The organism is Microvirga lotononidis, assembly GCF_034627025.1.
Taxonomy (GTDB): Bacteria; Pseudomonadota; Alphaproteobacteria; order Rhizobiales; family Beijerinckiaceae; genus Microvirga; species Microvirga lotononidis.
This window is the reverse complement of record NZ_CP141048.1, coordinates 4,610,089-4,630,816: the sequence shown is the minus strand read 5'-3', so window position 1 is coordinate 4,630,816 and position 20,728 is coordinate 4,610,089. Positions and strand designations below refer to the sequence as shown.

Sequence of the window (20,728 nt, the reverse complement as noted above, 5' to 3'; positions counted from 1 at the left end):
CTCACAAAACGGTGTCTGTCGATGAGTTCGGACGGCCGCGCTCAGCGGTCAGCAGCCGTCGCAGATGCCGCGCTCGACCAGGTTGTCGATCTGGCGATCCATGCGGTCCATCTCGCCTGTGGCGACCGAGTCGATCGACGAGAAGTCGTTCCGCGGTTCGCTGAAGACGTCCCGCTCAAGGTCGCGCTGAGACGGAATCCTGATCTCTCCGGAGCTGGTGAACGGGCCGTTTCGATGCTGCGACCACGCGGGCGCTGACGCGATCAGAATGCCGAGCAGCAACGTGGTGGACGCAGCGATGGCAACCTTCATGACATTGCTCCTTGGAACCTTGAGCTTCATGGGTTCCTTGTTGTGCCCTTAAGGACACCGAAGAAACCACGTCGCGCCGCATGCTGCTTGATCGAGCGGGACAATGACTGAACATTTTGCGACAGCAGTGCCGTGTGCCGTACCCAAAGGACACTGCTCCGTCCCGTTCTCGGATGGGGTGCCCATAAGAGGCAGCTGATTACCGCTTTTGCTCAGTGGCGCCATGCATCCGAACGAGCGCTCAGACGCAAAGAAGCCACCTTGGACGGTACAATGGACGGGCTGATGAACGTGGTGCCCTGGATGGTTCTGATCTCGAGGCCGAAGCGTCCCGGCACGCGCGCCTCGACACCGGCCCTCAGGGTGAAGCTTGCAGGGTGAAGCTTGCGTTCCCGCGCCGCATCCTCCTTCGTGTTTTTCGAGACGCAGGGAGATACGCAGGACAGCGCGGATGTGCGTTCGAGTCGAAGCTGTTTTGGTTCGAATCTGGAGAAGCATCATGACCCGATGGCCTGTTCTGGCGATGGCGGCGTTCACCTTCGTCGCCTCGCCCTCTCTCATCCTCGCCGCGGCCACCCCGGCGGCGGCCCAGGAGAACGATTGGGACAACGGCGAGACCGGCATGAGCGACGGCCGTCTGCGTGATTTCCTGCGAAGCTGGTTGCAGGATCGCGCCGACCGGCGCGACATGCTGCTGGATCTGGTCCAGGAGCGGCGCGACCAGCGTGACGAGCTCATGGACATGCTGCAGGAGCGCAGCGATCGCCGCGGCGAGGTCGCGGAGTTCCTAAGGGATCATCCGTGGCTGCGGGACCGCCTGCGGGAACGGATGGCCTCGCGCTGGAACGACGAGGACGGCGGCGGAGCCTTGCGGGATCGCCTGCGTGACCGCCTCGCCTCCCGTTGGAACGACGAGGGAGACGGCGGCCCCTTGCGCGGTCGCCTGAGGGAGCGTCTCGCCGAGCGGATGAGCGGGGACTGCTACATCCTCACCCGCAGCCTCAGGAATCAGGACGGAAGCCTTCTGGTCCTGGTGCGCAGGCGCGTCTGCCGGGATTAGTGCGTGCTGGATTCAACCGATAGGAGGAGTGAATGAAGAAGGCCCTTCTCGTGGCCGCGGGGCTGATGCTGGTTGCCCTGCCTGCCTTCAGCCAGAGTTCGGACGATTCCGGCGACCGCGGCTCTTCCTACGGTCGGCAGGATCGCGACCTCGAGGATCTCCTGCGTGGCCTCGACGGTCCCATGTCGGGGCGCGCCTCATCGCAGCGGGGCGCAGGCTTCCTGCTGCGCTCCGGGGACACGACCCTGGCGGTCCGGTGCGATCCACGCGACAGCATGAGGTCCTGCGTCGATGCGGCCACGACCCTGATGGACCGGGCCCGCAGCGCGATCCCGCCGGGAGGCGGTTCAGGCGGGACTCCTCCCGGAACGCCTCCGTCCAGATGATCGGTACGCCGCCCCGGGCTTCCGGAACGGCTGATCCTTGTCTGAGCGTCGGGCAGGGAGCTCATCTGAGAGTCCCTCTGCCGTCGTGCGCGGCCTCGTGCCGCGGATGACAGCCTCGCCGTCACGGCTAGGAACACCCCGCCACGTCATCATAGGGCTTGTCCCGGTGATCCCGATGGACTGATGCGCCGAGCCTCACGGGATCGGGATGGCCGGGACAGGCCCGGCCATGACAGGGTGGGTGCCTGGTGATGGTTTCCTGTCAAAGAGCAGCACCTTGGGGCCCGCAGCTTGCGCTGCGAGCCTGTCAGGGTTCGAGGGTGGCGCGGCGGGCAGCCCGGCTCGCTTGTGAGTGTAAGATGGAAGAGCCGAACTGCTCGTCCCGCACGGTTCTTTTAGGCGTTTCGACTTGGACCAGCACAGGGCTGCCAAGGGCCTCCCGTCGCAGGTGTGCGAGACCTGCGGCAGGACCGTTCCCCACCCCACAACTGCGACGCCTCGCGAGCGCGCCCCTCGTCAGGCGGGGATGGGTAACGATATAGCCAAGGTTCATCCCCCTGTCAAGAACAAAGTGAGAACATAACATCACGCGCTCACACCCTCACCCGTCATGGCCGGGACACGTGCCGGCCATGACGGCGGAGGAATGCCACCGGGGTCATTCCCAACCGATCTGCCCGGCACAGGTGCGGTCACCGCCCGCCCGCCCGCGCGGGTGGGGCGGCGTCACGCGGCCTTCCAAGCCTGCTGCGCGGACAGCTTCTCGGCCTGCTCGTCCGCACGCGTCGCGGCCGGGCGGGTGACATGGTTCGCGATATAGGCTTCGAAGGCGCGGCGCTTTTCGATCATGCCCGTCGTCATGCCCCATTGCAGATGGCTCGCGAGCAGGACGTCGGCGGCGGTGAAGCGGTCTCCGGCCACATAGGTCCGGTCCTGAAGCCAGGCGTCGAGGGTATCCAGCACACGCCCATAGGAGCCGTAGCCGAAGCGGGCTTCCATGTCGGGCGAGGGGTTCCAGCCGAGGACGTGGTTGGAGGCGGCGGGCTCGAGGCAGCCGGCCGTGAAGAAGAGCCAGCGGTAATAGTCGCCGCGATGCTCCGGCGCAGGCGCGAGGCACGCCTCGGGGAAGGCATCGGCCAGATAGGCGCAGATCGCAGCGGCCTCCGTGACGATCGCGTTGCCGTGCCTGATCGCCGGCACCTTGCCCATCGGGTTGATGGCGAGGTATTCCGGCGCCTTCATCGTGGTCCCGTATTCCAGCACCTTGATGGTGTAGGGGCAGCCGATCTCCTCCAGCATCCAGTGCACGATGCCGCCGCGCGATTGCGGATTGGTGTAGAGGACGAGGTCTGCGCTCTTGGTATCCGTGCTCATGGGGATCTCCCTGGTGTCGTGTGAACGGGAGATGGAATAGCGCACGCCACTGTCAGATTCTGGCAGCAGCGTGTTCCGCCATTCCTTCATGAGCTGCCGGCGTGGCCGGGGCAGGCGCTCGGGCAGGATCTCCGCCGCCTCGATCCGGTCGGCGCGGAAATGCCGGAAGCCGCCGCGCAGCTCGCACCAGGCCGCCAGCACACGGGTCGATTCGAAGAAGCCGAGCGACACGGGCCACACAACCCGCGCGGTGCTCGCGCCCTTCTCGTCGGTATAGGCAAGAGACAGCTTGCGGCTCTCGTTCAGCGCCCGCCGCAGGAGCGCGAGATCGACCGCCTGCGGCCGCTCCCAGCCGTGGCCGACGATCATCGCGTCGTCCTCCATGCGCTCGCGCAGCTCGGCGGGCAGGACCGCGGCGACTTTGGCCATCACGTTGCGGGCTGCCTGTCCCATATCGGCATCGGTGCGCCGCCCGACCCATTGCAGGCCGAGCGACAGCGCCTCGATCTCCTGGGCGGAGAACATCAGGGGCGGCAGCAGGAAGCCGGGCTTGAGCACATAGCCGAGCCCCGGCTCGCCTTCGATCTGTGCGCCCATGCCCTGGAGCGAGCCGATGTCGCGATAGAGCGTGCGCAGCGAAATCCCGGCCTCCCGGGCCAGCACCGCGCCGCTGACGGGGCGGCGGTGGCGGCGGAGGATTTGCAGCAGGTCGAAGAGGCGTTCGGCGCGGGACATGGGGCGAGCTTAACACGACATCCTGCCAGGTTGTGACAGCAGGAGCGCGATGCCCTGTGGGCGAGGGGGAATGCCTCGGCCGCGAGCCCATTGACCCCGCACCCCTGTTGCGTGTTACCTCGTCACCGGAGCCGGACGCATCCGGTTCTGGGGCGTGAGAACCCCTCGTAAAGCGGCCGGCATCGGCCGTCATTCGATGCCTTCCCAACCTTACGGTCGGGGAGGCGCTGTCGCATGTCCAGGGCGAAAGCCTAAAGGGCAGCGCGGTCGACTTTGCGCGGCTTCTCAACTCCCCGGCCACCAGGGCTCCTGGTGGTCGCTTCAATCAGGGAGTTGCAGCGATGGACCAGCCTTATTCCGCATGGGCCGATTGGCTCTCGAAGTTCCACACCTGGCCCGAATTCATCCAAGCGCTCTGGCTCGTCGCCGTTCCCGTCACTGCGCTCGGCGTCACATGGCTGCTGATGCGCGGCTTGCGCGAACTGTTCGGCTCCTCGCGCGGCGCGTGGCGCGCTCACGGTGAGTGGCGCGGCCACCTGATCTACGGCGTCTACCAGGACCCGCAGGGCCGCTGGATGGTCTACTGGCATGACCGCCAGCCGCAGGAAGTCGGCCGGACCAACCCGCCGCCCGAACTCATCGGACGCGGCTCGGTGGTGCAGGGCGTGTTCCGCCGGCCGGAGGGGTGAGGGGGGATGACACCCTCCACCGTCATGGCAGGACTTGTTCCGGCCACCCACGTCTTAAACCCGCAGCGTCGAAAAGGCGTGGATACCCGCGACAAGCGCGGGCATGACGTCGGAGGAAGCTCGGCAAATCAGTATCGTCGCGCCATGCGAAAGAGCGGCAGGGTCCGCGCCGGGTGGAGCATCGGTACGATCCCGCAGATCCAGCTGGGGCTCCGACGTGTCAGGCTCCCCGAACCGGTCGCCATCTAAACAGGCCCCTGCGGCAGCCCGGCTCGTCCGAGCGTCTCGATGTAGGTTCGCAGCACCGGTTCGCTGACATGAGGCATCCGGTCAGGGAGGCTGGCGACCGTTGCGTCCGGCTCGATCTTCAGGATCTCGTCCACGATCAGTCGGGCTCTATCCATCTCGCCCGTTCCCACCAGTGCGACTGCGAGGCTGCGGAGTGCGAGAGCAAAGCGGCGGTTCTGGTCCACGGCCTGCTCCGCCCATCGGACCGCCTCCGCGTATTTCCCTTCGACGATGTACGTGAATGCCATCCCGGTCAGCGCGACCCATGGCGTCGGCGGCGTGGGATTGAGACGCCTGGACTCTTCGATCAACGCACGGCCCGCCGCGGGATTTCCCGTCGCGGCCTCGACCCAGCCCGCCAGCGCCATCGCGATGTCGGAGTTCCGGTTGATGCTCAGCGAGCGCCGGAACAGCTCCCGTGAGCGGGGCCCGTCCTTGGCCAGCACCCAGATCGCGAATGCTGCCATCCACAGCACGCTGGGGTCGTTGGGCGCGAGGGCGATCGCGTCCCACGCCAGACTCGCGCCCCTGGAGCTTGGCTCCTCCGACGATCCGGCCCAACCCTGGAATTGGCACAGGCCGCGATAGCATGCCGATGCGGCCATGGCCTGGGCGTAAGCGGGTTCGCATTCCAGGGCCTTGTCGAAGCATTGCAAGGCCTCGGTCGCGGCTTCGGCATTGTATGCGTTGATCAGCGAGAGACCTCGAAGATAAAGATCGTAGGCATCCAGGCTCTGCGGCGGCCGACGGCGAACTCGATCGGCCTCGTTGAACAGCAGCTTCGGTTCGATGGCCGCGACCACGCTCGCGGTGATCCGGTCCTGGAGCTCGAACACATCCCGGAGGTCCCCGTCGTAGCGCTCGGCCCACAGATGGACCCCGGATCGTGCATCGATGAGCTGGGCCGTGATACGAAGTCGTCCATTGCCGCGGCGGACGCTGCCTTCCAGCACGTAGCCCGCGCCGAGCTCATGCCCGATCGTCCGAACGTCCACCGGTCGTCCCTTGAAGGCGAACGAGGAGTTTCGGGCCACGACGCCCAACCCGGTGCATTGCGCCAATCCGGTGATGATCTCCTCGGTCGTCCCGTCCGCGAAGGAGTCGTCCTCCTGTCCTCCGCTCATGTTGGTGAACGGCAGCACGGCGATCGACGGGACCTTGGCGGGAGAGTCGGAGGAGGCCTGCAGGACCTCCGGCTCGGGTTCTGCCTCGAGTGTCCGATCCTGCACATCCCGCACATCGCCGACGAAGCGGACACCCCTGCGCGGTAGCGTCCGGATCAGGCGCTGGCGGGTGCCGTCGTCGCCGATCGCCGCGCGCGCGGCATTGATCCGGCTGCTGAGCGTCGACTCGGACACGATGCGGCCGTGCCACACGGCCTCGAGCAGGTCATCCCTGCTGGCCACACGGTCCCTCGTGCGGATCAGGAACTCCAGGAGGTCGAACACCTGGGGTTCGAGTTCGATGAGGTCGTCGTTCCGGCGGAGCTCGCGCCGGTCGGGATCGAGCACGAAGTCGTCGAACAGGTAGCGCATGACGAGGCTCCTGCCGAAAGGGACACGCGAGCAGGTTATCAGCAGCGAGGCCCGGCAGAAACCATCCTCTCCGGGCCGCGAAACCGGGCCGCATCGCGCCATGCCGGCCCTGGAATGGCAACCGTCGGCGCACACCGCTGCCATTCATCCCGAAGCCCGGAGTGGTCGGCTGCCGGATCCGCGTTCTCGAATCGGCGCCAAAATCAAGCTCGTCTCAGGGAGAAATGGACGCCGTCTCAAAGCGCGCCACGGATCGTTCGGGCAGGTTCCCTCCGACCGCCGAGGGGGCTCCAAGGCCCCGGATCGCACGCACCGGCCGCCGTTCACCCGCATGGGAGGACCGGAGTGCTGCAATCCGCCCCGCCGATGGGGAGACGCGGCGAAGGAACACATGTCATGAACATACAAGTCCAGCCAGATCTCATGGTCGCCGCCCGGGACCTTCCGTTCGAGTGCGTGGCCCTGGTGCTGCAGGGCGGAGGGGCGCTCGGCGCCTACCAGGCCGGGGTCTACGAGGCCCTTGCCGAGGCCGGCATCCATCCCGACTGGGTCGCCGGCGTCTCCATCGGCGCCATCAATTCCGCGATCATCGCCGGGAACGAACCGACCGAGCGCGTCGCCAAGCTGCGCACGTTCTGGCAGGAGATCACGGCCAGTCCCGTGCTCAACTGGACCGCCGCCCTCCATGGGATCGCCCCCAAGGGCGACCTCGCGCGGGCCCTCTTCAACCAGATGAGCGCGACCTGCGCGCTCGTCAGCGGAGCCACGAGCTTCTTCGCCCCCCGCCTGCTTGCTCCCTGGCTGCACCCGGACGGTGCCCTCGAGGCGACGAGCTTCTACGAGACCAAGTACCTGAAGAGCACTTTGGAGCGGGTGGTCGATTTCGACCGGATCAATGCGGGCGGGATGCGCTTCAGCGTCGGCGCCGTGAACGTGCGCACAGGCAATTTCGTCTATTTCGACAACACGACGCACACGATCCGCCCCGAGCACGTGATGGCGAGCGGATCGCTGCCGCCCGGCTTCCCGGCGGTCGAGATCGACGGCGAGCACTACTGGGACGGCGGCCTGATCTCGAACACGCCTCTGGAATGGGTCGTCGATTCCGGCCCGCGCCAGGACACGCTCGCCTTCCAGGTCGATCTGTGGAGCGCCCACGGCGAACTGCCCGGCAACCTCGCCGAGGTCGCGACGCGGCACAAGGAAATCCAGTATTCCAGCCGGACCCGCGCCAGCACGGATCAGTTCAAGCGCGTGCAGCGCCTGCGCCACGCGCTCGCCAGCCTCCTGTCTCACCTGCCGGACGACCTGCGATCCACCGAGGAGGCGAAGCTCCTCAGCCCGGAGGCGGACCGCAAGGCGTACAGCATCATCCAGATGATCTACCGGTCGCGACACTACGAAGGCCATTCGAAGGATTACGAGTTTTCGCGCCTGTCCATGGAGGAGCACTGGCGCGCCGGCTACCACGATGCGGTGCGCACCTTGCGCCATCCCGAGGTCCTGCAGCGGCCCGACGGTCAGGAAGGGGTCCGCACGTTCGATCTCGTGAAGGACGGGCGGGAGTAGCGCCCGAAGAAAGTGAAATCGGCACGCGGGCGGGCCTCCGGCCGTGGCGCCCGCTCCATCAAGCACAGGACATTCCAGTCATGCACGAAGATACCGTCAGGACCAGGGCATTCGCCATGCCCCTGACCAGCCCGGCCTATCCGATCGGACCCTATCGCTTCAGCGACAGGGAGTACCTGATCGTCACCTACCGCACCGACCCGAGGAGGCTGCGCGAACTCGTTCCCGAGCCGCTCCAGGTCGACGAGCCGCTGGTGAAGTTCGAGTTCATCCGCATGCCGGACTCGACCGGTTTCGGCGACTACACCGAATGCGGGCAAGTCATTCCCGTCTCGTTTCGCGGCCGCAAGGGCAGCTACAGCCATTGCATGTTTCTCAACGACCACCCGCCCATCGCGGCCGGGCGCGAGCTGTGGGGTTTTCCTAAGAAGCTCGCGAACCCCACCCTGCGCACGGAGGTCGATACCCTGGTCGGCACGCTCGACTACGGTCCGGTTCGGGTCGCGACCGCCACGATGGGATACAAGCACGGATCCGTGGATGCCGCCGCCGTCAAGGCCTCGCTCGCGGAACCGAACTTCCTTCTCAAGATCATACCGCATGTGGATGGTACGCCGCGCATCTGCGAGCTCGTCGAGTATCACCTGGAGGACGTGGCGCTGAAGGGGGCTTGGACCGGCCCGGCGTCCCTGAACCTCTGGTCCCACGCGCTTGCGCCGGTTGCGGAGCTTCCGATCCTCGAGGTCGTCTCGGCCACTCATCTCGTGGCGGACCTGACGCTCGGGCTCGGCAGGGTCGTTCATGACTACCTGGCGCCGTCGGAGCACGTCCATCGGAAGGAGAAGCGCTATGAATTCCTGGGATGAGGATTGCCCCGGCGCGAACGCGGCCAGCCGTTCCGCTCCCTGCCCGCGTCTCGGGCGCATGAGCCCTCGGCGCGCTCCAAAGGGCATCGCGAGCATGGCAACGCCGCAACGTATCCTCATCGCGGACGACAACCCGATCATGCGGGAGACGCTCGCGCAGTGGCTGCGCGCCCAAGCCCACGACGTCATCACGGCGAGTAGGGGAGAAAGCGCCCTCGCGGCCTTGCGCGACTGGAGCCGACCCGTGGGCTGGCTGTACACGCGTGCGGTCCTGCCCGGCCTGGTCGACGGATGGATTCTCGCCGATCAGTATCACGACCTGCACGAGAACAGGCCCGTGATCCTGGCCGGCGCGGAGCAGAGGATTTCATCGCGTGGCGATCGTGTCCTGATGCGGCCGACGCCGGCCGCAATATTCAATGCCCTTCGCCTGGTCCTGACGGCCGCCGAGACGACGAGCGTCACGCCCAATGGCGCCGAGGCGAGCCGAGCGGCCTGAGGCCGGATCGCGGATGCAGGACGGCTCGCGAGAGGGCCGACGCGTTCTGAAAGCCATGTCATGACAGGCAACGCAGTGTCTTTTGTCCTGGGGATTGTCGCCCCGCTCGCATTGGTCTCGTGGGTGTTGCTCTTTCACTGACCAGGACCTGCTCGTCCGTCGCCGGGATCCGAAGGATGGGCGAAGCGAGCGCACGCGGACAACGGCTCAACGCCGGTTTCCCAACGGAGCCGCGCCCGACGGTCGAGGATCGCAGGATGATTTCTTCCCGAGACGGGCGCGATTGAACGATTTGACAGAGCAGCAAGGAGATTTCAGTGACTCTTCATTCCAAGACGGCGGTCGTGACGGGCTCGACCAGCGGCATCGGGCTGGCCATCGCCCGCGCGCTCGCCCAGGCCGGCGCCAACGTGGTCCTCAACGGCTTCGGCGATGCGGACGCCATCGAGACGGAGCGGGCCGGCATCGAGCGCGAGTTCGGCGTCAAGGCGCTCCATTCGCCGGCCGACATGGCGAAGCCGGCCGAGATCGAGGCGATGATCCGCCTGGCCGAGCGGAGCTTCGGCGGGGTCGACATCCTGGTCAACAACGCGGGCATCCAGTTCGTCTCGCCGGTGGAGAATTTTCCGGTCGAGAAGTGGGACCAGATCCTCGCCATCAACCTGTCGTCCGCCTTCCACGCGATCCGGGCCGCGGTGCCGGGCATGAAGGCGCGCAAATGGGGCCGCATCGTCAACACGGCCTCGGCCCATTCGCTGGTCGCCTCGCCGTTCAAGTCGGCCTATGTGGCGGCCAAGCACGGCATCGCCGGCTTGACCAAGACGGTGGCCCTGGAGGTGGCGGCCGACGGCATCACGGTCAACTGCATCAGCCCCGGCTATGTCTGGACGCCGCTGGTCGAGAAGCAGATCCCCGACACCATGAAGGCGCGTAACATGACCAAGGAGCAGGTCATCAACGACGTGTTCCTGGAGGCGCAGCCCACCAAGCAGTTCGTCACCGTCGATCAGGTGGCGGCGCTCGCCGTCTTCCTGTGCTCGGACGCGGCCAGCCAGATGACCGGCGCGAACATCGCGATGGATGGCGGCTGGACCGCGGTTTGATCACGTCGTCCCCTGGGTCGACCGATTTGCCCTGTTGGGCACGACTTCCATGACGGGTTCGGATGCGCCAAGGGCCCGGAGCACGGCGTGAAGCGTTTTGCATGCCAGGTCCGGAGTGGCCCGTCGTTCGAGACTGCCGCGCACGACCTGTAGCCAGATGCCCATCACGATGTCGGTCGCGAGTTCCACCTCCCGCACGCTCAGGCGGCCCTGGTCGATGGCCTCGGTGAGATCGGCCTTGAGATGGGCGCGAATGCCGCGAGCGAATTCCGTGGGGGCCTGCGCGCTCTGGACCACGAGCCGAGCCCAGATCGGGTCCGAAACCGCCTTCTCCAGGAACTGCGTGAAGGCGAAGGACAGGCGCGCGATGGGGTCGGATAGTTCGAGCCTGGCGGCGGTCAACAGGTCGTCGAAGGTCTCCCCAAGCTTTGCGCCCACTGCGGCGGCCAGTTCGTCGATGCTCTGGAAATGATAGTAGAACGTTCCCTTTGCGACGCCTGCCGCCTCCACGATCGCATCCACCGTGAGCGCCTCGGGCGGTCGCTCCGCGAGAAGCATCGTGCCCGCTTCCAGGATCTGCGCCCGGGTCCTGGCACGCTTCTCTCGACCAATCTCTGCCCTGCGGGCCGCGTCAATCTTCGCCATGCGGGATCCTCATTACACGATTCTTCAAATCTCATATTGACTATATAGTCGATTTGACGTAAAAGTTCAAATCGAGAGTAGGGCAGAGTGCTGCTTCTGCTCGGAAGCCCCATCGGCCATGCGGATGGGAGGCGCCAATAAACCTGGCACACGAACAGTTCCTGATTGCCTGAGCCTTCTTCGAGGGCGGGGCCCGTGAGTTCGAAACTTCGTACCCTGGACAACCGAGTGGACCGATGACTTCCTGCACCCTTGCAGATACGCGCCGCCTTGCTCCGGCAGGCCTGGCGCTCATGAGCGCCCTGAGTCTCACGGCCTGCCAACAGGAGGCGAGCCGGCCGCCCAGCCTCCCGACCATGGTGCAGGTCGAGGCCGTCTCCTTGAGCGACTATGCGCCAACGGTTCGGCTCACCGGCGAGATCCGCGCCAAGGTCGAGAGCGACCTGTCCTTCCGGGTGGCCGGCCGGGTCAGCGAGCGTCTCGTCGATGTCGGTGACCATGTCGCGGCCGACCAGATTCTGGCCACGCTCGACCCGCAGCAGCAACAGGCGACCGTGACGGCCGCCGAGGCCGCCGTCCAGGCGGCCCGGGCCGTGCTCCGCGAGGCAACCTCGACATACGAGCGTCAGAAGGCTCTCCTCATCCAGGGCTTCACGACCAAGCGGGACCACGATCAGGCTCAAGAAGCCTACCGGACGGCGCAGGCCGCCCTCGATACCGCAAACGCCCAGCTCGGCACCGCCCGCGACCACCTGTCCGACACCGTCCTGCGGGCGGGCGTCGCCGGCGTCATCACGGCCCGCAAGGCTGAGACGGGGCAGGTCGTGCAGACGGCGCAGACCGTTTACTCGATCGCCCAGGATGGACCGCGCGACGCGGCGTTCCAGGTCCACGAGTCGATCTTCATCCACGAACCCGCCGAACCTTCCGTTGCGCTGACGCTTCTGTCCGATCCGACCGTGCGCGCGAAGGGCCGCGTGCGCCAGATCTCCCCGACGGTGGATCCGGCCACCGGCACCGTAAGGGTCAAGGTCGGTATCGAGAACCCGCCGGCTGCCATGACGCTCGGCGCCGCCGTGGTCGGGGAGGGGCATTTCCAGCCACGAAGGCTCGTGACGGTGCCGTTCGGCGCCCTGTCCAGCGAGAACGGGCGTCCGGCCGTGTGGACCGTCGACCCACGCACCAGGGCCGTGGCGCTGAAACCGATCGACATCGAAGGCTACGAGACCGGCAGAGTCATCGTGCGGCAAGGCCTCGAACCCGGCGAAGTCGTCGTGACCGCCGGGACGCAGTTCCTGCGTCCCCGGCAGGTCGTCGCGTTCGCCGAAGGAGCAAGCCTATGAAGCCGATCCTGATCTCTTCCATCGTCGTGAGCGCGGTCGGCCTGCTCGCCGCCTGCCAGGAGCAGAAGCACGCCGTGGCGCCGGCGCCTCGACCCGTCCTGTCCGTCGTCGTCACCCCGCAGGCCGGGCGGATCGCGGGCTTCGCCGGAACCGTCGAGCCCCGCTATAAGTCCGACCACGGTTTCCGGGTGCTCGGGCGCATCGTCAGCCGTGACGTCAATGTGGGCGACGTGGTCAGGAAGGACCAGCGGCTGGCCACGCTTGACCCTGTCGCCTACCAGCTTGCGGTGCGCTCGGCGCAGTCTGATCTCGCCAGCGCGACCGCCCGCCTCGAGAATGCCTCCGCGACCGAGACCCGCCAGCGCACGCTGCTCGAGCAGAAGATCGCCAACCAGGCCCAGTTCGACGCCGCCCGGCAGGCCCGCGAGACCGCGGAGGCGGGCGTCACCCGCGCCAGGGCGGATCTCGACAAGGCCGTGGAGCAACTCGGCTATACCGAACTCCGGGCCGACTTCGACGGCGTGATCACGGCCGCCGAGGTGGAACTCGGCGAGGTGGTCCAACCGGGGCAGACGGTCGTCACCGTGGCGCGCCCGGACATCAGGGAGGCGGTGATAGACCTGCCGGAGAACGTCGGGCAGGGCCTGCGACCGGGCGCCCGCTTCGAAATCGCGCTGCAACTGGATCCTTCGGTGAGGGCGGCCGGAACCGTGCGGGAGATCGCCCCGCAGGCGGATCCCGCCACCCGGACGCGGCGGATGCGGATCACTCTCGATGCTCCGCCGGAGAGTTTCCGGCTCGGAACGACGATCACGGCCACCGCCGTGACGCAGGCTCCTGCGGATATCGAGCTGCCGTCCTCGGCCCTGCTGGAGCAGGACGGCAGGACGATGGTCTGGACGGTCGATCCGGCGACCGGGACCGTATCGACCCAAGAGGTGACGGTCGCCGCACGGGACGGATCCTCCATTCGCATCCAGGACGGGATCGCGCCCGGCATGCGCGTGGTCACCGCCGGCGTGCACAGCCTGACCCCGAACCAGCCAGTCAAGATCGCCGACGAGGCCTTGCCATGAACCACCGCTTCAACCTGTCCGACTGGGCGCTCGAGCACCGCTCCCTCGTCTGGTACTTCATGATCGTCTCCGCCATCGCGGGCATCCTCGCCTACGTGACCCTCGGACGCGAGGAGGATCCGTCGTTCACCATCAAGACGATGGTGATCGCCGCCCAGTGGCCCGGCGCCACCGTCGAGGACACAGCCCGCCAGGTCACCGACCGGATCGAGAAGAAGCTCGAGGAACTCGACTCCCTCGACTACACCCGCAGCCAGACCACGCCGGGCCAGACCGTGATCTACGTCAACCTGAAGGACACGATCAAAAGCCGCGATGTGCCCGACGTCTGGGTGCGGGTCCGGAACATGGTCAACGACATCAGGCGGGAACTGCCACAGGGCGTCGTGGGGCCCTTCTTCAACGACGATTTCGGCGACGTGTACGGCAACGTCTATGCGTTCACCGCGGATGGCCTGACGCAGCGGCAGTTACGCGACTACGTCGAGGACGTGCGGGCCAAGGTGCTGACGGTGCCCAATGTCGGCAAGGTCAACTTGATCGGCGCCCAGGACGAGGTGATCTTCCTGGAGTTCTCGACGCGCGAGATCGCCGCCCTCGGAATCAGCCAGCAGGACGTCGTGCGCACGCTCCAGGCCCAGAACGCCATCACGCCCTCCGGCGTCATCCAGGCCGGGCCCGAGCGCATCAGCGTCCGTGTGACGGGGCAGTTCTCTTCGGAAGAGAGCCTGCGCAATCTCAACCTGCGCATCAACGACCGCTTCTTCCGCCTCAGCGACATCGCCACCATCAGCCGCGGCTACGTCGACCCGCCACAGGCGCTGTTCCGGTTCAACGGCCAGCCCGCGATCGGGCTCGCGATCGGTATGAAGACCGGCGCGAACCTGCTGGAATTCGGCAAGGCGCTGGAGGAGCAGATGGACAAGATCGTCGGCGAACTGCCCATCGGCGTCGGCGTGCACCTCGTGGCCGATCAGCCCGTCGTTGTCGAGGAGGCCGTCGGCGGCTTCACCAAGGCGCTGTTCGAGGCCGTGGCGATCGTGCTGGTGGTCAGCTTCGTCAGTCTCGGCATGCGGGCCGGTCTCGTAGTGGCGCTGTCGATTCCGCTCGTGCTCGCCATGACGTTCATGGTGATGCAGTATCTCGGCATCTCGTTGCAGCGGATCTCGCTCGGCGCGCTCATCATCGCGCTCGGCCTTCTGGTCGACGACGCCATGATCGCGGTCGAAATGATGGTGGCGCGGCTGGAGGCCGGCGACACCCTGCGCAAGGCCGCCACCGCCGTCTACACCTCGACCGCGTTCCCGATGCTCACCGGAACGCTCGTCACCGTCGCGAGCTTCATCCCGGTCGGCCTCAACAGCAGCAACGCGGGCGAGTACACGTTCACGCTGTTCGTGGTGATCGCAGTCTCCCTGCTGTTGTCGTGGATCGTCGCGGTGCTGTTCGCGCCCCTGCTCGGCGTGACGCTCCTGCCGAAGACGATGAAGAAGCATCACGACGAGCCGGGTCGTCTCGGGAGGATGTTCTCGCACGTGCTCGACGGCGTCATGCGCTGGCGCTGGGTGACCATCGGCGTGGCGGTCGCGCTGTTCGGCGCTTCGCTTTACGGATTGCGGTTCGTCGAGCAGCAGTTCTTCCCGTCTTCGGACCGTACCGAGCTCCTCGTCGACTTCACCCTGCCGCAGAACGCCTCGATCGCGGAGACGAAAGCGCAGATGGACCGCTTCGAAGCCAAGCTCGCGGGTGACCCCGACATCGATCACTGGTCGTCCTATGTCGGCCAGGGCGCCGTGCGGTTCATCCTCTCGTTCGATCCGCAGCCGGCGAACCCCAACTACGGCCAGATCGTCATCGTCACCAAGAGCATCGAGGCCCGTGAGCGCCTCCGGACCAGGATCAAGACCCTGGCCCGACAGGAATTCGCCGGCATGGACGTGTACGTGGACCTGCTGGCGCTGGGGCCGCCGGCCGGACGTCCGGTGCAGTACCGGATCAGCGGGCCCGACGTCCAGACCGTGCGGAAGCTGGCACAGCAGCTCGCGACGGTCGTGGGCGAGAATCCCCTGGTCACCGATATCGGCTTCAACTGGAACGAGCCCGCCCGCGTGGTGAAGGTGGACGTGCTCCAGGACAAGGCCCGCCAGCTCGGCGTCACCTCGCAGGACATCGCCGGCGCCCTCAACGGCATCGTGGGCGGAACGAGCATCACCCAGGTGCGCGACTCGATCTATCTGGTCGACGTGGTGGAGCGCGCGCTCTTTGCGGAGCGCCAGTCGATCGAGACGCTCCAGAACCTGCAATTGCCGGGCCGGAACGGCCAGTCCGTGCCGCTGGCGGCCGTCGCGACCTTCCATTACGAGCTCGAACAACCCGTGATCTGGCGCCGCACCCGGCTGCCGACTATCACGGTCCGGGGCAGCATCGCCGATGCGACCCAACCGGCCACGGTCGTTCGGCAGCTCGAGCCCAAGGTGCAGGAATTCGTCCGCACGCTCCCGGCCGGCTACCGGGTGGCGGTGGGCGGTCCCGTGGAGGAGAGCGCCAAGTCCCAAGGGCCGATCGCAGCGGTCGTCCCGCTCATGCTGTTCATCATGGCGACGATCCTGATGGTTCAGCTCCAGAGCTTCTCGCGGCTGTTCCTGGTGGTTGCGGTCGCGCCGCTCGGGCTGATCGGCGTGGTGGCCGCGATGCTGCCCAGCGGAGCTCCCTTGGGCTTCGTGGCCATCCTGGGCGTGCTGGCGCTGGTCGGCATCCTGATCCGCAACTCGGTGATCCTGGTCGTGCAGATCGAGGAGCACCGGCGGGAGGGCTGGGACGCGTGGGAGGCGGTGGTCGACGCCACCCTGCACCGGACGCGACCGATCCTGCTGACGGCGGCGGCGGCCAGCCTGGCGCTGATCCCGATCTCACGCGAGGTGTTCTGGGGCCCGATGGCCTACGCGATGATGGGTGGGATCATCGTGGGCACGCTGCTCACCCTGCTGTTCCTGCCGGCGCTGTACGTGGCCTGGTTCCGCATCAAGGCGCCCTCCCTCTCCAAGCCGGACGAGTCGGCCGCAGAGGCGATGCATGAACCCGAGAGGTTTCGTGAGCTGGCCTAAAGCATCGAACGCAAAAGTGGGAACCGGTTTTGCGTGGAAAGATGCGTCGGACCACAAGCATCGAATGCAAAAGTGAGAACCGGTTTTGCGCGGAGAAATGCGTCAAACCAGAAAAGGGGAGCATCGGATGCGAGTTCGATTCCACGTCCGATGCTCTAGACGGCGCTGACCGAATTGGCAGGCGTTCCGGACCGCGGTCCTGTCCCCCGCACGCGGCCCATGTGAATGCCTCCCAGGCCCCGGCGGCTCGCGGCCGCTGGGGCCACGCTCCCATCGCATGCGAAAAGGACAACGATCATGGACATCAACCCGCAGTGGATCACCCTGGTCTTCGCCAGCAACGCAATGATCGCCTCGGTTGCGGGCGCGTTGGTCAGCACGAGAAACGCGAAAATCGAGTTCAAGGCGAACGTGCTGTCGGTCAACCGCCAGAGGTGGATCGAGACGATGCGCGATCTCGTCGCGAGCCTCAATTCGCAGCTTCTGACCACGGCCGCGGTGCGCCACACCGTGGAGGAGCCCATCGGCACCGTCATCGCCCGGGATCCCGAGTTGTTCCGACGGGTGGAGAGCCTGCTCGGGACCGTGTCGAAGACCGAACTCATGTTGAACCCGCTGGAGAAGGATCATCAGCAGCTCAAGTCCTTGATGAACGATGCGGTCGAGCAGCTCCGGTCACCGTCGCCCGACGGGAGCATCGAGGAGCGCATCGACGTCATCAGCCGCGACATCATCAAGCTCTCGCAGGCAATTCTCAAACGCGAGTGGGTTCGGGTCAAACGGGGCGAGTAGGGACTCGGTGCGCGCGAGGACGACCGATCCGCCCGCACCTGACATGCGCTCCGAGTTTGCGGTTCTTCCGCAGCGCTGGATCGTGGAGCGCATCTGCGCCTCGCTCGCGCGCAATCGCCGCTCGGCCAAGACCGGGCGGGCCCGCCGACCGCCACAGTCACCTGGACTCATCCCGCGATGGGCGCTTGCCGCACAGGTGAAGCGGCTCGAAGCGGCGGGTGCCCATGATGCGCTCCCCATGCCTCACTCCTCCGAACTCGATCACCGCCCGCGTAGGACAACCTTGCCCTTGCGACCGGGTTCGTTGCTGGCGCGCACGGCGTCGGCGATCTGATCGAGCGGGAAGGTGGCGTCGACCGGGAGCGTGAGCGTGCCACCGGCGGCCGCGGCGAGGACTTCCTCGAGAAGACCGCCGATCACCTCGGGTGCGAGGCCCGGCTTGGCGCCCCAGAAACCTCGAATGGTGATCTGTTGGAAGATCATGACAGACGGGTCAATGCGGATCGGCTGGCCGCTCATGGCGCCGAAAATGACGATCTCGCCGCCGTCGGCCACCAAGCGCGCCAGTTGTGCGGGGCCATCCCCGCCGACGGAGTCCAGCCCGGCGCTGATTGGTCCATCGCCGACAAGATCGCGGGCGCGCGCTTCCCAGCCGGGCTGCTCGGTCGACACGACGTTGGTGATACCGGCCGCCGCTAGCTCGGCGACCGCCGCGTCGCGCCGGACGAGTCCGAGCACGTTGATGCCCTTCTCCCCGCCGAAGCGCGACAGAAGCCGTCCGACCGCCCCATTGGCACTGTTCTGCACGAGCCAGTCGCCGCGCTGAAGGCCAAGGGCCGCCAGCACCATCTTGGCGCTGAGCGGCATGGCGATGAGCTGGCAAGCGGTCTCGTCGTCGATGCCATCGGGCACGGGGCGTGCACGCCGGGCATCGACCAGGTAGTGATCAGCCCAGGTCTGCTGGCCACCACCGATCACGCGCTGTCCGACCTGGAGGTTCTCGACCCCGTCCCCGAGTTCCTCCACCACGCCGAGCGCCTCCGTGCCGCCGATTGCCGGCAGCGGCGGCTTGATGCCATATGTGCCGGCAACGGTCATCAGGTCATGATTGTGGATGGGGGACAGGACCATCCTCACCAGCGCCTGCCCCGGCCCGGGCACGGGCCGCTCACGCTCGGCAAGGGTCAATACCTGGGCCGGATCGCCGAAACGTTCGAATACGACGCTGCGCATGAGCAACTTCCTCGTCTGAAGAAGTTCGTCAACTAGGTTGCGTTGGCCCGAGAACAAGATTTGCCCCCTCCGGCCGTGGGCCGAACTCCCGTTTTGGACACGGACTTTGGAGGTTCCGGCTGGACAAGCCTTTGCTGCACTGGACTGGTGCCGCCCGTCCGATCCAGCAGCTGGCCGTGGCCGCATGTGCCTGTACCTGGATCCGGTCGTTTCCGGTTCGGCTTAGCGGAAAAGGTCAAGCGGACGTCCCCTGCGGTCAAGCACGTCGCTCCGATTCACCTATCCTTCTGCTTCGTGTGAGTGCCCTGCGTTCCATCCGATGACGGCAAGGAGGATCCGATGCGCTTTCCTGTGAACTCTTCGACACGACTGATGCTTGTGGCGGGCGCCGCCCTGTTCTCGACCGTGGCGGTCGCACAGCCGCTGACGTTCAGGGTCAATCCGGCCACGGGAGGCGGAACCAGCTATCCGGACCTGGGTTATGCCGTGAACCCGGCGGATCTCCCGGCCGGCGTGACACCGGTGGGCTACACCCAGGATGGCTGGCTGAAGATGCCTGCCGACAACCTTCATTACGTCGGGCCACGCTATGCCGAGCCCAGCGGCGTCAAGCTCCGGCACGGGAGCCCGGTCCCGGACTGGATCGACACCGGCGCCATGCAGAGCGTGTCGGTTCCTGGCCTTTCGCCGGGGGTGCGGTACGTCTACTTCATCTCGCCCGACCAGAAGATCGTCGTGGTGGATCCACAGTCCCGCCGGGTCATGCGCGTGATGCGGTGAGCCCCGAGGCCTGTTGGCGTGCACAGTGATCCGCGCCTCGGGTCTGCTCGGCCGAAGGCGGGTCGGTCCGACTCCCGACCCGCCTTGTAGAAGCCCCGGCATCGGGCAGCTCACCTGCCAACCCGTCAGTCACGGCGGGGCTGCCGTCGCGTCGCCGTGATGCCGTGTCCGCATCTCCGTCGGTGTCATCCCGGTCCATCGCCTGAAGGAGTTCGTGAAGGCACTGGCTTCCTGATAGCCGAGCAGCCAGGCAATGCGCGAGATCGGTAGGCCGGGATCCTTGAGGTAGTGCTGCGCCATGTCCCTTCGGACCCTCTCCAGGACATCGGTGAAGGTCAGATTCTCCTCCGCCAGGTGCCGCGCCAGCGTCCGCCGGCTCATCCCGAGGCTGCGCGCGACCTCGTCCACCCGGGCCCGGCCGTGCGGGAGCAGGGGAGCGATCGCGTTCTCGACGCGAGCCTGGAGCGGTCCTGCCGGCCGCACGCGCCGGACCAGGGCCTCCTCGCAGTGGCGGACCAGCATCTTGTTCAGATAGGGGTCCGCATTCTCCAGCCGAAGCCGGGGCGCGCCGCGTGCGAACGCGATCTCGTCCGTTCCGGCTCCGAACGCAATCGGGCACTCGAGGTAGTCTTCGATGGCATTCGAGACGGCACAGCGGGGATGGATCATGGCGATCCGGACAGGTCTGAGATCAGAGCCCGTCAGATGACGGCAGATCCGCACGATCGCCGTGATCCAGAACTCCATCTGATGTCGGTCCGCGTGCCGCGGGACGCCGACATAGCTGACGCGGATACCCGCCCGGCTGTCCGGCATGCGGCTCAGCACAATGCTCTCATTGGCGATGACGCTGTAGCGCTCGGACCGGGCCAGGGCATCGCCGAGCGTGTCGGATGAGGCGAGCACGTAGTAGAGCAGCGCGACCTGCCGGAGTTCGAACTCCCGGGCGAGATGGAACCCGAGCAGGTCGTCCCGGAGCGCATCCGCGGCGAGATTGAGGAACGCGAGTTGCGCGTCGGCGGCCATTTCGGTCTCGGCGTCGTCAACCTGCGCGGAGGTGATCCCCGCCTGATGGAGGAGGGGGGCGGGATCGGAGCCGACCCCGGCGAGGCGGGCGGCTGCAAGCCGAGCCATGACCCCGCCGGCGCTGGGCGGTACCCCGCTGTGGGTTCTCCTGGATTGCGGCGTGTTCCCCTGGTGGGCTTCCATTCACCGATCGTACACCGGCGGCCCGATCCAACAAGGGTTTGTCCCATGAGGGCGATCCATTCGGGCACGGGATCGGATATGAACACGGCCATCGACATCCCGGTGACGAGGGGCTGGAGCGCGCCGCCCC

The 20,728-nt window shown here is 66.6% G+C and carries 19 protein-coding genes; 13 read left to right on the top strand and 6 right to left on the bottom strand.

Features of this window, described 5'->3' with window-relative positions; all coding sequences use genetic code 11:
• Window positions 1–48 precede the first annotated feature (48 nt).
• A complete protein-coding gene (locus U0023_RS21800) occupies window positions 49–312 on the bottom strand; it encodes a hypothetical protein (RefSeq protein ID WP_009490894.1) in 264 nt (87 codons plus the stop codon).
• A 499-nt stretch (window positions 313–811) separates the two neighbouring features.
• Here U0023_RS21800 and U0023_RS21795 point away from each other — a divergent pair, with 499 nt between their 5' ends.
• Both U0023_RS21795 and U0023_RS21790 read left to right on the top strand, forming a co-directional pair.
• Window positions 812–1,372, top strand: a complete 561-nt coding sequence (locus U0023_RS21795) for a hypothetical protein (protein WP_009490896.1) — start codon at window positions 812–814, stop codon at window positions 1,370–1,372.
• 32 nt (window positions 1,373–1,404) lie between these two features.
• A complete protein-coding gene (locus U0023_RS21790) occupies window positions 1,405–1,758 on the top strand; it encodes a hypothetical protein (protein ID WP_009490897.1) in 354 nt (117 codons plus the stop codon).
• A 726-nt stretch (window positions 1,759–2,484) separates the two neighbouring features.
• On the opposite strand, the gene U0023_RS21785 is transcribed toward U0023_RS21790, so the two are convergent.
• The gene (locus U0023_RS21785; RefSeq protein WP_009490898.1) at window positions 2,485–3,867 is read right to left on the bottom strand and encodes an HTH domain-containing protein; all 1,383 of its coding nucleotides are present in this window, start codon (window positions 3,865–3,867) and stop codon (window positions 2,485–2,487) included.
• A gap of 341 nt (window positions 3,868–4,208) precedes the next feature.
• Here U0023_RS21785 and U0023_RS21780 point away from each other — a divergent pair, with 341 nt between their 5' ends.
• Window positions 4,209–4,556 carry a hypothetical protein gene (locus U0023_RS21780; protein WP_009490899.1) on the top strand — a complete coding sequence of 116 codons (348 nt, stop codon included), beginning with the start codon at window positions 4,209–4,211 and terminating at the stop codon, window positions 4,554–4,556.
• Between the two features lie 6 nt (window positions 4,557–4,562).
• On the top strand, window positions 4,563–4,805 hold the full coding sequence (locus U0023_RS21775; protein ID WP_009490900.1) for a hypothetical protein: 243 nt from the start codon (window positions 4,563–4,565) through the stop codon (window positions 4,803–4,805).
• On the opposite strand, the gene U0023_RS21770 is transcribed toward U0023_RS21775, so the two are convergent.
• Window positions 4,802–6,379 carry a winged helix-turn-helix domain-containing protein gene (locus U0023_RS21770; protein WP_009490901.1) on the bottom strand — a complete coding sequence of 526 codons (1,578 nt, stop codon included), beginning with the start codon at window positions 6,377–6,379 and terminating at the stop codon, window positions 4,802–4,804. The two genes, U0023_RS21775 and U0023_RS21770, sit on opposite strands and share 4 nt — an antisense overlap.
• A 396-nt stretch (window positions 6,380–6,775) precedes the next feature.
• Here U0023_RS21770 and U0023_RS21765 point away from each other — a divergent pair, with 396 nt between their 5' ends.
• The 4 genes from U0023_RS21765 (at window position 6,776) to U0023_RS21750 (ending at window position 10,416) form a co-directional block, all read left to right on the top strand.
• Window positions 6,776–7,948, top strand: a complete 1,173-nt coding sequence (locus U0023_RS21765; protein ID WP_009490902.1) for a patatin-like phospholipase family protein — start codon at window positions 6,776–6,778, stop codon at window positions 7,946–7,948.
• Window positions 7,949–8,028: 80 nt separating this feature from the next.
• Window positions 8,029–8,814 (top strand): acetoacetate decarboxylase, encoded by a 786-nt coding sequence (locus U0023_RS21760; RefSeq protein WP_009490903.1) that lies wholly within the window; start codon window positions 8,029–8,031, stop codon window positions 8,812–8,814.
• Complete coding sequence (locus U0023_RS21755; protein ID WP_009490904.1) at window positions 8,798–9,313, top strand: response regulator; 516 nt, start codon at window positions 8,798–8,800, stop codon at window positions 9,311–9,313. Before U0023_RS21760 ends, U0023_RS21755 begins: the two co-directional genes overlap by 17 nt.
• A gap of 317 nt (window positions 9,314–9,630) precedes the next feature.
• Entirely contained in the window at window positions 9,631–10,416 is a 786-nt protein-coding gene (locus U0023_RS21750; RefSeq protein ID WP_009490905.1) for a 3-hydroxybutyrate dehydrogenase, read from the top strand.
• Here U0023_RS21750 and U0023_RS21745 read toward each other — a convergent pair whose 3' ends face one another.
• A complete protein-coding gene (locus tag U0023_RS21745; RefSeq protein ID WP_009490906.1) occupies window positions 10,417–11,061 on the bottom strand; it encodes a TetR/AcrR family transcriptional regulator in 645 nt (214 codons plus the stop codon). It lies immediately after the preceding gene.
• Window positions 11,062–11,297: 236 nt separating this feature from the next.
• On the opposite strand from U0023_RS21745, the gene U0023_RS21740 reads away from it, so the two are divergent.
• From U0023_RS21740 to U0023_RS21725, 4 genes are all read left to right on the top strand, one after another.
• Window positions 11,298–12,404 carry an efflux RND transporter periplasmic adaptor subunit gene (locus U0023_RS21740; protein ID WP_009490907.1) on the top strand — a complete coding sequence of 369 codons (1,107 nt, stop codon included), beginning with the start codon at window positions 11,298–11,300 and terminating at the stop codon, window positions 12,402–12,404.
• Window positions 12,401–13,480, top strand: a complete 1,080-nt coding sequence (locus U0023_RS21735; protein WP_009490908.1) for an efflux RND transporter periplasmic adaptor subunit — start codon at window positions 12,401–12,403, stop codon at window positions 13,478–13,480. Before U0023_RS21740 ends, U0023_RS21735 begins: the two co-directional genes overlap by 4 nt.
• Window positions 13,477–16,584 carry an efflux RND transporter permease subunit gene (locus U0023_RS21730; protein ID WP_009490909.1) on the top strand — a complete coding sequence of 1,036 codons (3,108 nt, stop codon included), beginning with the start codon at window positions 13,477–13,479 and terminating at the stop codon, window positions 16,582–16,584. The genes U0023_RS21735 and U0023_RS21730 overlap by 4 nt, the downstream gene beginning before the upstream one ends.
• 297 nt (window positions 16,585–16,881) lie before the next feature.
• Window positions 16,882–17,376 carry a hypothetical protein gene (locus U0023_RS21725; protein ID WP_009490910.1) on the top strand — a complete coding sequence of 165 codons (495 nt, stop codon included), beginning with the start codon at window positions 16,882–16,884 and terminating at the stop codon, window positions 17,374–17,376.
• Between the two features lie 261 nt (window positions 17,377–17,637).
• Here U0023_RS21725 and U0023_RS21720 read toward each other — a convergent pair whose 3' ends face one another.
• Window positions 17,638–18,609: a zinc-binding dehydrogenase gene (locus tag U0023_RS21720; RefSeq protein ID WP_009490912.1), complete on the bottom strand. Its 972-nt coding sequence runs from the start codon at window positions 18,607–18,609 to the stop codon at window positions 17,638–17,640.
• A 339-nt stretch (window positions 18,610–18,948) separates the two neighbouring features.
• On the opposite strand from U0023_RS21720, the gene U0023_RS21715 reads away from it, so the two are divergent.
• The gene (locus tag U0023_RS21715) at window positions 18,949–19,389 is read left to right on the top strand and encodes a hypothetical protein (protein WP_009490913.1); all 441 of its coding nucleotides are present in this window, start codon (window positions 18,949–18,951) and stop codon (window positions 19,387–19,389) included.
• Between the two features lie 129 nt (window positions 19,390–19,518).
• Here the strand turns inward: U0023_RS21715 and U0023_RS21710 are convergent, their stop codons facing one another.
• A complete protein-coding gene (locus tag U0023_RS21710; RefSeq protein WP_009490914.1) occupies window positions 19,519–20,523 on the bottom strand; it encodes an AraC family transcriptional regulator in 1,005 nt (334 codons plus the stop codon).
• Window positions 20,524–20,728: the final 205 nt, after the last annotated feature.

Excerpts from the sequence above, each read along its gene's own strand:
- U0023_RS21800 (WP_009490894.1), bottom strand. The coding sequence starts at position 312 with ATGAAGGTTGCCATCGCTGCGTCCACCACGTTGCTGCTCGGCATTCTG.
- U0023_RS21795 (WP_009490896.1), top strand. The coding sequence starts at position 812 with ATGACCCGATGGCCTGTTCTGGCGATGGCGGCGTTCACCTTCGTCGCC.
- U0023_RS21790 (WP_009490897.1), top strand. The coding sequence starts at position 1,405 with ATGAAGAAGGCCCTTCTCGTGGCCGCGGGGCTGATGCTGGTTGCCCTG.
- U0023_RS21785 (WP_009490898.1), bottom strand. The coding sequence starts at position 3,867 with ATGTCCCGCGCCGAACGCCTCTTCGACCTGCTGCAAATCCTCCGCCGC.
- U0023_RS21780 (WP_009490899.1), top strand. The coding sequence starts at position 4,209 with ATGGACCAGCCTTATTCCGCATGGGCCGATTGGCTCTCGAAGTTCCAC.
- U0023_RS21775 (WP_009490900.1), top strand. The coding sequence starts at position 4,563 with ATGACACCCTCCACCGTCATGGCAGGACTTGTTCCGGCCACCCACGTC.
- U0023_RS21770 (WP_009490901.1), bottom strand. The coding sequence starts at position 6,379 with ATGCGCTACCTGTTCGACGACTTCGTGCTCGATCCCGACCGGCGCGAG.
- U0023_RS21765 (WP_009490902.1), top strand. The coding sequence starts at position 6,776 with ATGAACATACAAGTCCAGCCAGATCTCATGGTCGCCGCCCGGGACCTT.
- U0023_RS21760 (WP_009490903.1), top strand. The coding sequence starts at position 8,029 with ATGCACGAAGATACCGTCAGGACCAGGGCATTCGCCATGCCCCTGACC.
- U0023_RS21755 (WP_009490904.1), top strand. The coding sequence starts at position 8,798 with ATGAATTCCTGGGATGAGGATTGCCCCGGCGCGAACGCGGCCAGCCGT.
- U0023_RS21745 (WP_009490906.1), bottom strand. The coding sequence starts at position 11,061 with ATGGCGAAGATTGACGCGGCCCGCAGGGCAGAGATTGGTCGAGAGAAG.
- U0023_RS21740 (WP_009490907.1), top strand. The coding sequence starts at position 11,298 with ATGACTTCCTGCACCCTTGCAGATACGCGCCGCCTTGCTCCGGCAGGC.
- U0023_RS21735 (WP_009490908.1), top strand. The coding sequence starts at position 12,401 with ATGAAGCCGATCCTGATCTCTTCCATCGTCGTGAGCGCGGTCGGCCTG.
- U0023_RS21730 (WP_009490909.1), top strand. The coding sequence starts at position 13,477 with ATGAACCACCGCTTCAACCTGTCCGACTGGGCGCTCGAGCACCGCTCC.
- U0023_RS21725 (WP_009490910.1), top strand. The coding sequence starts at position 16,882 with ATGGACATCAACCCGCAGTGGATCACCCTGGTCTTCGCCAGCAACGCA.
- U0023_RS21720 (WP_009490912.1), bottom strand. The coding sequence starts at position 18,609 with ATGCGCAGCGTCGTATTCGAACGTTTCGGCGATCCGGCCCAGGTATTG.
- U0023_RS21715 (WP_009490913.1), top strand. The coding sequence starts at position 18,949 with ATGCGCTTTCCTGTGAACTCTTCGACACGACTGATGCTTGTGGCGGGC.
- U0023_RS21710 (WP_009490914.1), bottom strand. The coding sequence starts at position 20,523 with ATGGCTCGGCTTGCAGCCGCCCGCCTCGCCGGGGTCGGCTCCGATCCC.